General features: G+C 64.3%; 9 protein-coding genes. 3 read left to right on the top strand and 6 right to left on the bottom strand.

The window, feature by feature from the left end; genetic code table 11:
• The first annotated feature begins 9 nt into the window (after positions 1–9).
• Positions 10–2,724 (top strand): phosphoenolpyruvate carboxylase, encoded by a 2,715-nt coding sequence (ppc, locus tag XaFJ1_RS13625; RefSeq protein ID WP_012917259.1) that lies wholly within the window; start codon positions 10–12, stop codon positions 2,722–2,724.
• A 212-nt stretch (positions 2,725–2,936) separates the two neighbouring features.
• Positions 2,937–4,160: a histidine-type phosphatase gene (locus XaFJ1_RS13620; protein ID WP_045757409.1), complete on the top strand. Its 1,224-nt coding sequence runs from the start codon at positions 2,937–2,939 to the stop codon at positions 4,158–4,160.
• Between the two features lie 123 nt (positions 4,161–4,283).
• Here the strand turns inward: XaFJ1_RS13620 and metK are convergent, their stop codons facing one another.
• Positions 4,284–5,495, bottom strand: a complete 1,212-nt coding sequence (metK, locus tag XaFJ1_RS13615) for a methionine adenosyltransferase (protein ID WP_012917257.1) — start codon at positions 5,493–5,495, stop codon at positions 4,284–4,286.
• Positions 5,496–5,847: 352 nt separating this feature from the next.
• Between metK and XaFJ1_RS13610 the strand changes: the two genes are divergently transcribed.
• A complete protein-coding gene (locus XaFJ1_RS13610; protein WP_012917256.1) occupies positions 5,848–6,651 on the top strand; it encodes a UDP-2,3-diacylglucosamine diphosphatase in 804 nt (267 codons plus the stop codon).
• A gap of 96 nt (positions 6,652–6,747) precedes the next feature.
• Here the strand turns inward: XaFJ1_RS13610 and dusB are convergent, their stop codons facing one another.
• The 5 genes from dusB to XaFJ1_RS13585 all read right to left on the bottom strand — a co-directional run bounded on the left by dusB (position 6,748) and on the right by XaFJ1_RS13585 (position 13,506).
• A complete protein-coding gene (gene dusB / locus XaFJ1_RS13605; RefSeq protein WP_012917255.1) occupies positions 6,748–7,746 on the bottom strand; it encodes a tRNA dihydrouridine synthase DusB in 999 nt (332 codons plus the stop codon).
• Between the two features lie 91 nt (positions 7,747–7,837).
• The gene (locus XaFJ1_RS13600; protein WP_012917254.1) at positions 7,838–10,201 is read right to left on the bottom strand and encodes a glycoside hydrolase family 98 domain-containing protein; all 2,364 of its coding nucleotides are present in this window, start codon (positions 10,199–10,201) and stop codon (positions 7,838–7,840) included.
• A gap of 194 nt (positions 10,202–10,395) precedes the next feature.
• Positions 10,396–10,917 carry a hypothetical protein gene (locus XaFJ1_RS13595; protein WP_045757029.1) on the bottom strand — a complete coding sequence of 174 codons (522 nt, stop codon included), beginning with the start codon at positions 10,915–10,917 and terminating at the stop codon, positions 10,396–10,398.
• 273 nt (positions 10,918–11,190) lie between these two features.
• A complete protein-coding gene (locus XaFJ1_RS13590) occupies positions 11,191–12,144 on the bottom strand; it encodes a ribokinase (RefSeq protein WP_045757028.1) in 954 nt (317 codons plus the stop codon).
• A gap of 63 nt (positions 12,145–12,207) precedes the next feature.
• Positions 12,208–13,506 carry a NupC/NupG family nucleoside CNT transporter gene (locus tag XaFJ1_RS13585; protein ID WP_012917251.1) on the bottom strand — a complete coding sequence of 433 codons (1,299 nt, stop codon included), beginning with the start codon at positions 13,504–13,506 and terminating at the stop codon, positions 12,208–12,210.
• Positions 13,507–13,562 lie beyond the last annotated feature (56 nt).

The raw sequence follows: 13,562 nt of genomic DNA, 5'->3' as shown, positions 1-13,562 counted from the left end.
CGTTTTCCGATGAACGAGTCCCGTAACAACATCGTCTTCGCCACGCCCGATCTTCCCCTGCGCGACGACGTGCGCCGCCTTGGCGCCCTGGTGGGCGAATTGCTCGCCGAACAGGTGTCCGGCGCGTTCCTCGAGGAGATCGAACGCATTCGTATTGCGGCAATCGCGCGCCGCGAACGCAATGCGCCCTCGTCCTTGCTCAGTCAATCCCTCTCCGGGCGCACACCACGCGAGGCGGAAGCGCTGGTACGTGCCTTCAGCACCTATTTCCAGGTCGTCAACATCGCCGAACGGGTACACCGCATCCGCCGCCGTCGCGACTATCAACGCAGCAGCGCCGATACGCCGCAGCCCGATGGCCTGCACGACGCTCTGTACCGGCTCAAGGCGCAGGGCGTGAGCGTGCAGGAACTGAGCGACTGGTTGCCGCGTCTGGATGTGGAGCCGGTGTTCACCGCGCATCCGACCGAAGCCGTCCGCCGCGCGCTGCTGGAGAAGGAGCAGTTGATGGTGGCCAGCCTGGTCGATCACCTCGACGGCATGCGCACGCCGGGCGAGCAGGCCACCGACGCGGCGCGCTTGCGCATGGCGCTGACCGCCACGTGGCAAACCGCGGACTCCTCGCCGGTGCGGCCGACCGTGGAAGACGAACGCGAGCATGTCGGTTTCTATCTGAACCAGGTGCTGTATCGGGTGATCCCGGTGATGTACGAAACCCTGGAGCACGCGATCGAGCAGACCTACGGCCAGTCCTTGCACTTACCGCGCCTGCTGCGTTTCGGCACCTGGGTTGGCGGCGACATGGACGGCAACCCCAATGTCGATGCGACCACCATGACCGCCACCCTCGATGCGCAGCGTCGCGCGGTGCTGGAGCGCTATCTCAAGGAACTGCGGCAACTCGCCAGCCTGCTCAGCCAGTCGATCATTCTGGTTGGGGTCAGCGCGCCATTGTTGGAACAACTCGAACGTTACCGCCAACTGCTGCCGCAGGCCGCCGCCCGTTCGCGTCCGCGTCATGCGGACATGCCGTACCGCTTGCTCAACGACCTGATGCGGGCACGGTTGCAGGCCACGCTCGACGATGCGCCGGGTGGCTACGCCGCGCCGAGCGAACTGGAACACGACCTGCAATTGATCCTGGACAGCCTGCGGGCGAACAAGGGCTTGCACGCGGGTTGGTTCGCGGTGCGACGCTTGCTGTGGCGGGTGCGCAGTTTCGGCTTCCACCTGGCGCGGCTGGACGTGCGCCAGGAATCCAGCGTGCATGCGCGCGCGGTGGCCGCCGCGTTGGGAGTGCAGGAGTGGGAGGCACTGCCGGCAGCCGAACGTGCGCGCTTGCTCGGTCCCTACGCTGGCGGAGAGACGCCGTTGCCGGCCTGCGCCGATGCCGGCAACGCGCGGTTGGACGCCGTGTTCGCCGCGCTCGCCGATGCGCGTGCGCGTCACGGTGCCGACGCGCTGGGCAGCTACATCATCTCGATGGCGCACGACCGTGCCGACGTGCTGACCGTGCTGGCGCTGGCGCGCCGTGGTGGTCTGGTCGATGCCGCTGACGCGGTGCCGCTGGACATCGTGCCGCTGTTCGAGACCGTGGACGACCTGCGTGGCGGCACCGCGACCCTGCGCGATCTGCTCGCCGATCCGGTCTACCGCCGTCACCTGGATGCGCGCGGCGATGTGCAGATGGTGATGCTCGGATATTCCGACAGCGGCAAGGACGGCGGCATCGCCGCCTCGCGCTGGGGGCTGCAGCGGGCGCAGGTGGAACTGCTGGAGGCAGCGGGCGAATCGGGAATTCGGCTGACGTTCTTCCATGGCCGGGGTGGCTCGATCGTGCGCGGTGGCGGCAAGACCACCCGTGCGCTGGAGGCGGCACCACCCGGCAGTGTCGATGGACGTTTGCGGGTGACCGAGCAGGGCGAAGTGATCCATCGTAAATATGGCATCCGTGCGCTGGCGCTGCGTTCGCTGGAGCAGATGACGGGCGCGGTGCTGCTGTCGAGCCTGCGCCCGCGCCCGGTCGATGCGCGCGAAGCGCAGTGGCGGCCGGTGATGGACAGGGTGGCCGAGCACAGCAGCCAGGCCTACCGCCACTTTGTCGGCGACGCCGAGTTCATGCGCTATTTCCGCTTGGCGACGCCGATCGACGTGATCGAGCGGATGACGCTGGGGTCGCGTCCGTCGCGGCGGCTCGGCCAGGATGCGGCGCTATCCAATCTGCGTGCCATCCCGTGGGTGTTCGCCTGGAGCCAGGCGCGCGCGGTGATCCCGGGCTGGTACGGGGTCGGCAGCGGGCTGCAGGCCGCAGTGGATGCCGGGCACGAAGCCGCACTGCGCGCGATGGCCATCGACTGGCCGTTCTTCCGTACTTTCCTCGACGACATTGCCATGGTGCTGTCCAAGGGCGACCTCAACATCGCCGAAATGTTCTCGCATCTGGCCGGGCCGCTGCACGAGCGCTTCTTCCCGCGCATCCGCGACGAATTAGCGCTGACCAAGCATTGGGTGAAGGCATTGACCGGACAGGCGTCGCTGCTACAACACGACCCGCGCCTGGCGTTGTCGATCCGCCTGCGTAATCCCTACATCGACCCGATCAGCGTGCTGCAGGTGGACTTGCTGCAGCGTTGGCGCGCCACCGACGGCGAGGACGAGGAGTTGCTGCGCGCTCTGGTGGCGTGCGTCAACGGCGTCGCTCAGGGCTTACAGAACACCGGCTGAGCCATGCCGCGCGGATGTGTCGAGGCCGCCGTGCGGGCGGCCTCGTGTTGCTCCACGATGGCGCCGAACCCGTCGCCATGTCCGCGCCGATGGCGGCAACATTGTCACGCGCGAGGCTGGCGTTGCGACCGGATTACCGCCGACTGTGGTGCTGGCGCGCCGTGATCTGCCCTTCTTTATTTGAAATGACGAGGAACACAAACATGCGCTGGATGGTGTGGAACGTATTGATCGCGGCGACGTTGGCCGCGCAGGCGCAACCGGCAGGGAAGGTGGCGCCTGCGCGGCAGTTGCAGGTGGAGCAGGTGTGGATGCTGTTCCGCCACGGTGTGCGCGCGCCATTGCCGGGCGAGGCGGCTGCCGCCGCGTTGGCGCCGCAGCCGTGGCCGGTGTGGACGACACCGCCGAGTCTGCTGACCGCGCATGGCCGTGCCGCGGTGAAACTCAGCGGCGACTACACCCGGCAATGGTTGCTGCGCGATGGCGTCCTGCCGGCCCATGGTTGCCCGGCGCAGGCCACGGTCAGCGTCTACGCCAACACCGACCAACGCACGATCGCCAGTGCGCAGATCCTGGCAGAAACCTTGGCGCCAGGCTGCAAGTTGCAGGTGGGGCACCAGAGCGAGGGCAGCGACGATCCGCTGTTCCGCCCGGTCGAGGCCGGTGCGGTGGACTTCGACGCCGCCGCCGCGGTAGCGTCGATCCAGCGCCAGACCGGTGGTCCGGGCGCGCTGCTGGCGCCGTATGCGAAGGAACTGCAGACCATGCAGCAGATCCTCGGCTGCGCGCAGGCGTGCGACTTCGTCCGCATGCCGTCGTCGCTGACGCCTGGTCGCAACGGTCGCAGTCTTGCCTTGCACGGGCCGTTGGACCTGACCTCGGGCACCGCCGAGGTGTTCATCCTGCAATACACGGAAGGTCTGCCGCTGGATCAGGTTGGCTGGGGTCGCGCCACGCCTGAGCGTCTGGGCATGGTGTCGCGGTTGCACGCCTTGCTGTTCGACATCTATGCGCGTCCGCAGTACATGGCCGCGCGCGCCGGCGCCCCCCTGGCGCACCGCGTGCTGGACACGCTGGGGGTGGCTGACGCGCCACGGCTGAGCGTACTGGTCGCCAGCGACACCCATATCGCCGCGCTCAGCGGCTTGCTCGACCTGCATTTCCATCTGCCCGGCTACGGTCGCGACGATGCGCCACCTGGCGGAGCGCTGGTACTGGAACAGCTGCGCGACCTGCGCAGCGGTCAACGCTACGTGCGCGTGCGTTACCAGGCGCAGTCGCTGGACCAACTGCGCGCATTGACCCCGCTGAGCCTGCGCGCACCGCCGTTGTTGCAGACTTTGCAGTTGTCCGGCTGCAACGATCCTGCGACCGGGTTGTGCCCGCTGCCGCGGTTCCAGGCGCTGCTGAAGCAAGCGCTACAGCGCCGCGGGTGAGCTGAGGTAAGCGCAGGCGCCGCCACACGCTTCATGTGTGCGACGGGTGTGGTTTGCCGAATGCCGGAATAAAAAACGGGCCATGTTGCGGCCCGTTTTCCGTGCAGACGTAGAGCCGCCGATTTACTTCAGCTTGGCGTCCGCTCGCAGCGCTTCGGCGCGGTCGGTCTTCTCCCACGAAAATGCCGTGGCATGGTGCTGGGCACCGGTGCCGTCGGTGTAGCTGAATGCCTTCGGTGTGCGGCCGAAGTGGCCGTAGGAGGCGGTCTGCTGATACATCGGGTGGATCAGGTCGAGCATCTTGATGATGCCGAACGGACGCAGATCGAAGTGCTTGCGGATCAGCTTTTCGATCTTGTCGTCGGCGATCTTGCCGGTGCCGAAGGTGGTGACCGAGATCGAGGTCGGCTCGGCCACACCGATGGCGTAGGACACCTGTACCTCGCAGCGGTCGGCCAAGCCGGCGGCCACGACGTTCTTGGCCACGTAGCGTGCGGCATAAGCGGCCGAGCGGTCGACCTTGGACGGATCCTTGCCGGAAAACGCGCCGCCGCCGTGGCGTGCCCAACCACCGTAGGTGTCGACGATGATCTTGCGCCCGGTCAGGCCACAGTCGCCCACTGGCCCGCCGATCACGAACTTACCGGTCGGGTTGATGTGGAACTTGGTGTCCTTGTGCAGCCACTTGGCCGGCAGCACCGGCTTGAGGATCTCTTCGCGCACGGCTTCGATCAGGTGTTTCTGCTTGATGTCCGGGTCGTGCTGGGTGGATAGCACCACCGCGTCGATCGCCGCCGCCACGCCGTTCTCGTAGCGCAGGGTCACCTGGCTCTTGGCGTCCGGGCGCAGCCACGCCAGCGGCGAGTTCTTCTTCTTGCGCACCTTGGCCTGTTGCTCGACCAGGCGATGGGAGAGGTGAATGGCGGCCGGCATGAAGCTCTCGGTCTCGCGGGTGGCGTAGCCGAACATCAGGCCCTGGTCGCCGGCGCCCTGTTCTTCCGGCTTCTTGCGATCCACGCCCTGGTTGATGTCCGGCGATTGCTTGCCGATCAGGTTGAGCACGCCGCAGGTCTCGCCGTCGAAGCCGACCTGCGAGCTGTTGTAGCCGATCTCCAGAATCACCTTGCGTGTCACCGCTTCCAGATCGATCCAGGCGCTGGTGGTGATCTCGCCGGCGACGATGGCCACGCCGGTCTTGACCAACGTTTCGCAGGCCACGCGTGCGCGCTTGTCCTGGGTCAGGATCGCGTCGAGCACGGCATCGGAGATCTGGTCGGCGATCTTGTCCGGGTGGCCTTCGGAGACCGACTCGGAGGTGAAGAGATAGCTGGACATCGCGGCTATATCCTTGCATTCGGATGAAAAGATGGAGATTCATGATACACGTGCGCGTGGCGTCGTGCATTGCGTCGCGCCCGATGTTGGGCGGGATTAACCGTTCGTGGGGCGCGCCGGTGGCGTCATCATGCGGTAGCCGGATTGCAAGAATGCTGTCGTTGCCGACGTCCAGGCTATGCCTAAGTCAGCAATGGGGATGTGCCGTGCTCCGACTGGAACACAGTGTTCAGGGATGCTTTTCCCATCTTGGCTGCGGCCGGACGCAGCCGCAGAGGCGATCCCAACGCGCATCTGCCGTGAGCAGCGCGCGCTGCCGAGAACGTCTCCCCAGCGAAGCAGAGGTCATCGCATGAATCCGATCAGTCGCCTGTCGCCACGGCGCGCGGTGTTCGTCTCCGATGTGCATCTCGGCGCGCCGCACTGCCATGCCAGCGAACTGGCCGATTTTCTCGGCGGCCTGCGTTGCAACCAGGTGTATCTGGTTGGCGATATTGTCGATTTCTGGTGGATGGCACAGCGGCGCGCGGTCTGGGGCGTGGGCCATCAGCGTGTGGTCGATGCGCTGCATGCGTTGGCGCGTAGCGGCACCGAATTGATCTACGTGCCCGGCAATCACGACCGCCCGATCCGTCGTTTCTGCGGTTTGGCCTTGCCGGCCATGCAGGTGCGCCGACGTGCGGTGCATGCGACCGCCGACGGACGCCGGCTATTGGTGGTGCATGGCGACGATTACGACGCCGTGACCCAGTTCGGTGGTTTGCAGGAAAAGTTCGGCGATTGGCTGTACTACCGCATTCTCACCGGTAACCAATTGACCAACCGCGTGCGCCGTCGCTTCGGGATGCGTTACTGGTCGCTGGCCGATTATCTGAAGCGGCAGAGCAGCGCCGCCGAGCGCTATATCGAGCGCTTCGTCGCGGCGGGCCTGGACGACGCACGTCGCCGTGGCCTGGATGGGGTGATCTGCGGTCATGTGCATCGCGCCGGCCTGTTCGAGCGCGATGGGCTGGTGTACGCCAACGATGGCGACTGGGTCGAGAGCCTCACCGCGCTCAGCGAAGACCATCAGGGTCGTTTGCAATTGCTCTCGCATACCGGAGAGGTGCTGCAGACTCTGCCGCCGCGCGCGCTGTTGCTGTCGCATGCGGCGTAGCACGAGCGCGGGTATGACTGTTCGCACTCGCACTCGCACTCGCCATGCAGATGCGGGATGGTGGAATGCGCATGCGCTGTTCCCTGCCGGTGTTGTTCAAGCCGCGTTGGACAGGGCTGGCGGTACGCCGGCGATCAGTGCATCGAAATAATCGGCGGTCAGCGCCAATTGCGCCTGTGCGCTTTCGGCGCGGTTGACCACGGCGCGGAAGGCGGCGTTCTCCGGCCGGTCCTTGGCGTACCAGCCCAGATGCTTGCGCGCGATGCGCACGCCTTGCGCTTCGCCGTAGAACGCGTACAGCGCGTGCAAATGCCCGAGCAGTGTGTCGCGCACGAATGCCAACGATGGCGCCGGGCTTACTTCGCCGTGGGCCAGGTAATGCGCGATCTCGCCGAAGATCCAGGGGCGGCCTTGCGCGGCACGGCCGATCATCACCGCATCGGCACCGGTGGCCGCCAATACCTGCGCGGCCTTGTGCGGTGAATCGATGTCGCCGTTGGCGATCACCGGAATGCGTAGCATCGCCTTGATCTGCGCAATCGTCGCGTACTCGGCCTGGCCGCTGTAATGTTGGTCGCGCGTGCGCCCATGCACGGCCAGCGCGGCGATGCCGCAATCTTCGGCAATACGGGCGATGGTCGGTCCGTTGCGATGGTCGCTGTCCCAACCGGTACGGATCTTCAGCGTCACCGGCACGGGTGATGCCTTGACCACTGCGCTGAGGATGCGCGCCACTAGTGCTTCGTCGCGCATCAACGCCGAGCCGGCCCAGGCATTGCACACTTTCTTCGCCGGACAGCCCATGTTGATGTCGATCAGTTGTGCGCCGTGGTCGGCGTTGTAGCGCGCCGCGTCCGCCAATTGCTGCGGTTGCGTGCCGGCGATCTGCACGCTGATCGGGTCCGGCTCGCCAGCGTGGTCCATGCGTTGCAGCGACTTGCGCGTCTGCCAGAAGCGTGGGTCGGAGAGGGTCATTTCCGACACCGCCAGGCCAGCTCCCAGGCGTTTGCACAGCAGCCGGAACGGCTTGTCGGTGACCCCGGCCATCGGCGCCAGGATCACCTTGGGGTCGATGGTGTAGGGGCCGATGCGCATATGCCTAGTGTAGCGGGGCGGCCACGGAGATGTCCTCGTTGGCCGCCAGCGCTGACTCCCAACAGGCCGCGGTGCGGCCTGCCCCCTTCCCTTACTGGGAGGAGAGGCGGATGTTGTCCAGGTACAGCGCTGCCGGCGCTGCCGCGTTGGCACGGAACTCGACGCGGTTACTGCCGGCGTTCAATGTCACCGGCTGTTGCAGCGTCGCCCAGTCGCTGGCCGAGGTGGTCTGCGCGAACGTCGGCGTGCCGACCTTGACGCCGTTGATGTACAGATCCACGGTGCCGATGCTTGCGCCGGTGGTCGAATACCGGGTTTGCAGTTGATACGTGCCGGCGCTGGGGACGTTCACGTCGGTGCGGATGCTGGCGGCGGGATTGGTGCCGAAGTCGACATAACCCAGCGCTTGGTAGTTGCGTATCGGTCCGGACACACCGTAGACGACCAGGTTGCGAATGTTGCGGAAATCGAAGTTCTCCGCCTCGTATTGCAGCACCCCGGTGTAAGCGGGTGGCGCATCCGGTGGCTGCAAGGGGACGATCTGCGGCGATGTCTGGCCTGCATTGGCGGTGCCGGTGCACTGCACGGTGATGTCGAGGGGGCCGTTGTGCGCCACGTTCAGCGTCAGTCCGTTGGTTGTCGTGGTGCTGGTGACGATGCTTGCCTGGTGATCGCCGCGATCTGCGAAGGTGAAGGTTGGCGCGGTGGTGGCACCTTCGATATCGATCGTGTCTGTCTTCAACGCGCCGTTGGGGGAGTCGAAGTTGGTGAGGTAGATCGACAGCGTCTGCGGGAATTCCTTGATCACGCCGCTGGTGTAGGGACCATAGGTCAGGTTGAGCGTCGCGCAGCTGTTGTACTTCAGCGGGATGGTGCCGCTCGCGCTCTGATTGGTTTTGAACGGGTTGTAGGTCACCCAGGTGTTGTCTTGTCGCCCTGCATAGAGGGTGCCGGTGTATTCCTGCGGGAACAGCGCGTTGAGTTCGTTGAGTTTGTCGTTGATCGTGGGCCAGCGTGTCGCGTAGGTGGTTTTGGGGATCTGCACCTTGAACGACTTGGCGGTGTCGTCGGTCAATTGGAAGACGGTGGGAATGGCCGGATAACGTCCGGTTTTCTTGTACCAACTGTGCTGGTTCAAATAGGTGCCATCGTCATCCAGCAGATACAGCCCGGTGAAGAGCGACTCCGGTGAGGAATACAGATTCCTGTCGTCGCCGCTGGCGGTGTCGTTGACGATCACCACTTTGGAGCGGTCGATCACTTCCTGACGGCTGAGGATGCGCAGCGTGCCGTCGAGGATCTTGCGGTAGATGTCCAACTGGATATTGCGGTAATGCGGATAGAACTCCCAGCGTCGGGTGGTGTAGCCATCGGCGGTGGTTGCATTCGGCAGGTTATGCACCGCATCCAATCGGATCTGTTCGGGACCATCGAACATGGTTTCGCCAGTGAATGTCAGGTGCTCGATCAGGTGCGGCGAACCGGCCTGCACGGGATAGTTGTCGCTGTCGTCGCCCTTGCTGTCGTACCAACCGCTGCGATCGGGTCGAATGCCGTAATGACCGGCGAAGCCAGACAGGAACATGCCCAGACTCACGCTCTCGATATCGTGATAACCGTAATCGGTGGTGAATTTTTCTTCGATGATGAAGTTCTGCGCGTAGTTGCTCAGCGCATTGCGCAAAATTTGGTCGCGCTTGACCATCGCCAACGGATTGATGTTCGCGCCCCAGAATCCACCGGTGAAGCTCACCGCCAGATAGCCGCCGTATTTGTTGGTGAGTTTGAGCAGGTTCGCCCAGTGCTCCCAGCGTTGGATGGCCGAGCCGGAACACGGCTGGTCGAATCCCCAGAACTGCTCGGCATAGTTGAAGCCGATGAAATTCGGGTAGTCACGGAAGAACTCGCCGTAGACGGTGGATTCCAAGTCTGTATCCGGTGGATAGTCGGGAAAATGGCTGAAGCCGCCGCTGGATGGTTGGATCATCGCCCACACGCCATTGGCGGCGGCGGTCTTGATCCAGGAACGTGCGGTCTCGATACCATCCTCCACTTGCAGCCAGTTGCATTGGTTGCCGGTGGCGCCTTTATGGTAGATGGACAGGGAAATCAGCAGCACGGTATACGGCCGCAGATCGGCTGGGATCAGGTCGATGATTTTCTGCGCGTCAGCCGCGTTCCAGCTGTCGGCATGGATCAGGAACATCGGTTGGCTTGGCGAGAGTGGCCGGCGCAGCGTAGTGCTGTTATCGGTTTGGCTGACGACCTGGCGCGGTACGGTTGCCGTGGTCGGCGTCCGCGTGGTCGCCGACCACACGGTGGGTGTTGCCGAGGCTATCTGCGGTGAGGTGTTGGCCGCGCTATGTGCGTCTTCATCGCCGCCGCATGCGCTCAACAGCATGCTCAACAACGCGCACGGTAGCGCGCATTTATGCAATTCTCGTGGCATCTTCATCGGAGGTTTCCGTTTGCGGAGAGAAAGACGGCCTGGCCAAACACACCGAGGGCGGTCGCAGCGTGCGACACGACGGGAGGATTGGCGCCGTGAACCTATACTCTAGCAAGCACACACAGCTGCAATTGGGAACGCGTACACGCTGCACGCCTGTGTTTACGCAGACGACCACAAGAGGTGTCAAGTATCACATGTTATCTGATTGCCAGATTGCACTGGCCGTGTGTCGTCTTGCAGTTTGTGCGATGGATGAAGGTCGCATGCGGTGCAAGCATGGCGATGATGGTTGTCGTTTCAGGCGTGTTCGTGTCGACGCAATCGATCAACGCTCCGTCCCCGCGGAGCCTGCGTCGCACGCGGTGGCCTCTCAGGTCTCCATGCCGCTCACCGACCCGCGCGATCCACCGCACGTGCTGTCTCTCATCTTGAAGGGTGCGCTTCCGAAAGGCGTCTCGCCGGCATTGCTCGTTCAAGCCGCTGCTGCGCGTTAACAGAATGGTATTTGCGGGCCGCGCGATTTCGGCAACATCTTCAGCAATCGCAATGGTGACAAGTTGGTTTTGTATATCAATTCGGCTTTTGCGGTTGGTCCCGCCATTCTCGATCTCATTCAACCGTGCTTGAGCATGCAGTAGACGATGTAGGAGGTGCGGAAATTCGATTACCCCGAGGTAATCAAGAACGCCGCATCCCAGGCGCAACAGCAACAGTTGCAAGCCCAGCAGGCGCAGATGCCGGGATGGCGTTGAGCACGACGTAGCACGGCGCGCGCCGCATTCGAAGATCAATACTGATCTGTCATCCAACGGACTGAACCTGCGTGGTGGCACGATTGAGATTTATGCTCATCGTGGCGCATCCCGCATGCGTCCAGGTGGATGCGTCATGTCCTCGAAGTCAGCGAAGCCTTGGTGTTCCTGGGACGAGTGCCGCGTCCAGTTGCTTGCGCAGCTGTTCGCTGCTTGGTTGAAGTGGTCGTCTGCGGCGGGTCAGCCGACGTCCGGCGTTATGTGAGGCATGGATGCGCAGGCACCCGCCGCCTCGGTCGAGCGGGCCGCGTAGTGGTTGGCGAAGCGCACATGGGTGGCGAAAGCGGCCTGCGGCACCAGCGCCAGCGAGGCAGCGAGGGCGCCGTTGAATGCGTCACCAGCGCCGGTGGTATCCACGGTATGCGCGGCCTCGGCACCGATGCGGTAATAGGCCTGGGTGTCGCCGCGCAGGTGTTCCTCGGGGTGTGAGATGAAGGCGCCGACTGCACCCAGTGTCACCACGACGGTGCCGTCCGGCAGCAGTTTGCGGCACAGTGCGTGCAAGCTGCCGCCGTCGGTGGCGGCGACGGCGTCGGCGTCCACGCGTTCGCCGACGTGGCGCGCGAGCAGGGCGGCGAACTCGGTTTCGTTGGGGGTGAGGACGTCGGCCAAATTGAGCAAGCCGATACTGGTTTGTGCATTCGCCGGTGCGGCGTTGAGTACCGTGGTCAGACCGGCCTCGCGCGCCAGGGCCAGGGTGCCTTCGATGGTCTCGATGGGCGACTCCAACTGCGCCAGCAGCACCCGCGCCGATCCCAGTAGCGCGCGCTCTGCGTGTACGAAGTCCAGGCGCAGCGCGGCGTTGGCGCCAGGGCCGACGACGATGGTGTTGTGGCCGTGTCCATCGACGTAGATGCCGCCGGTGCCGGTCGGTTCGCTGCTGACCTCGGCGACCAGGGCGATACCGTCTTGCGCGGCCAGTGCGCGTGCCATTGCACCGCCGGTGTCATCGCCCAGTGCGCAGACAAAACTGGTGTGCGCGCCGGCACGGGCCGCGGCGACTGCCTGGTTGAAACCTTTACCGCCGGGGCCGGTGCTGTAGTGCCCGGTGATGGTCGCGCCCGGCGCCGGCAGGCTTTCGCAGCGCCACACATGGTCAACATTGAACGAACCGACGACGATGACCGAACGCATAGACATGGCTGTTTCTCGATTGGAACTGGAACAAAGAACGGGGGAGTGGTGCGTAGATCCGGCTCAGGCAAAGTGCGATAGCACGCCGGCGATGGTGGCGGTCATGAAGGTGGCAATCGAGCCGCCGAGTACGGCACGCAGGCCGAAGCGTGCCAGATCGTGGCGGCGTTCGGGGGCCAGGCCGCCGATGCCGCCGATCTGGATCGCAATGGAACTGAAGTTGGCGAATCCGCACAGCGCGTAGGTGGCGATCAGCCGGCCTTCGTCGCTTAGGTGCATGCCGGGGATCTGGCCTGTCACGATCTTCGACAATTGCGAGTAGGCCACGAATTCGTTGATGACCACCTTCTGCCCGATCAGCGAACCGACGGTGGTCGCATCCACCCACGGGGTGCCGATGACCCAGGCAATGGGTGCCAGCGCGTAGCCGAAGAGGGTGGATAGGTCGGTTGGGTGGCCGATTGTCCTGGCCAGCCCGGTGACGTCGCCGAACCAGGTCAGCGGCGCATTGATTAGCGCGATCAACGCGATGAAGGCCAGCAGCATCGCTCCGATGTTCAGCGCCAGGCGCAAACCGTCGCCGGCACCGGCGGCAGCGGCGTCGATCACGTTACTGGTGGTTTTCTCCACCGCTATCTTGACCGTGCCGTGGGTCAGCGGCGTCGCGGTTTCCGGGACCAGCAGTTTGGCGACGACCAGGGTGGCCGGCGCGGCCATGATGCTTGCCGCCAGCAGGTGCTTGGCGTAGAACGCCTGCTCAACCGGATCGCCGCCGCCGAGCATGCCCACGTAGGCGGCCAACACGCCGCCGGCGATGTGCGCCATGCCGCCGATCATCATCGTCAGTAATTCCGATTCGGTCATCTTCGCAATGTACGGACGTACCGTCAGCGGCGCTTCGGTCTGGCCGATGAAGACGCTGGCGCAGACGCTGGTGGTTTCTGCACCGGACACGCGCATCACGTTGGTGATCGCCCAGGCCATCAGCCTGACCAGCGTCTGCATCATGCCTAGGTGGTACAGCACGCCCATCAACGCGGAGAAAAAAATGATGGTCGGCAGCACTTGGAAAGCGAAGATGAAGCCGTAGGTTTTGCTATCCAGCAGGGTGCCGAAGATGAAGCTGGAGCCATCGTTGACGAAGCTCAGCACCTTCACAAATCCACGGCCCAGCCAGTCGAACACGTCGCGCCCGCCGGGCACTAGCAGCACCAATGCAGCGAAGCCGATCTGCAGGATCAAACCGGTCGTCACCAGCTTCCAATCCACCGCGTGGCGGTTGTTGGAGAACAGCCAGGTGATTCCGATCAGCACCGCCAGTCCGAACAGGCCGAAGCCGACCCTTCCCAAACCCTCGACCATCTGCGTCCCCTGGCCCGCACAAAGGAGGGAAGCCTAGTGCAGGGTGGCACAGGCGG

Source organism: Xanthomonas albilineans, from assembly GCF_009931595.1.
Classification (GTDB): domain Bacteria; phylum Pseudomonadota; class Gammaproteobacteria; order Xanthomonadales; family Xanthomonadaceae; genus Xanthomonas_A; species Xanthomonas_A albilineans.
This window is presented reverse-complemented; position numbering and strand designations above follow the sequence as displayed.

Coding starts and splice junctions, on each gene's coding strand:
- ppc (WP_012917259.1), top strand. CDS start 10: ATGAACGAGTCCCGTAACAACATCGTCTTCGCCACGCCCGATCTTCCC.
- XaFJ1_RS13620 (WP_045757409.1), top strand. CDS start 2,937: ATGGTGTGGAACGTATTGATCGCGGCGACGTTGGCCGCGCAGGCGCAA.
- metK (WP_012917257.1), bottom strand. CDS start 5,495: ATGTCCAGCTATCTCTTCACCTCCGAGTCGGTCTCCGAAGGCCACCCG.
- XaFJ1_RS13610 (WP_012917256.1), top strand. CDS start 5,848: ATGAATCCGATCAGTCGCCTGTCGCCACGGCGCGCGGTGTTCGTCTCC.
- dusB (WP_012917255.1), bottom strand. CDS start 7,746: ATGCGCATCGGCCCCTACACCATCGACCCCAAGGTGATCCTGGCGCCG.
- XaFJ1_RS13600 (WP_012917254.1), bottom strand. CDS start 10,201: ATGAAGATGCCACGAGAATTGCATAAATGCGCGCTACCGTGCGCGTTG.
- XaFJ1_RS13590 (WP_045757028.1), bottom strand. CDS start 12,144: ATGCGTTCGGTCATCGTCGTCGGTTCGTTCAATGTTGACCATGTGTGG.
- XaFJ1_RS13585 (WP_012917251.1), bottom strand. CDS start 13,506: ATGGTCGAGGGTTTGGGAAGGGTCGGCTTCGGCCTGTTCGGACTGGCG.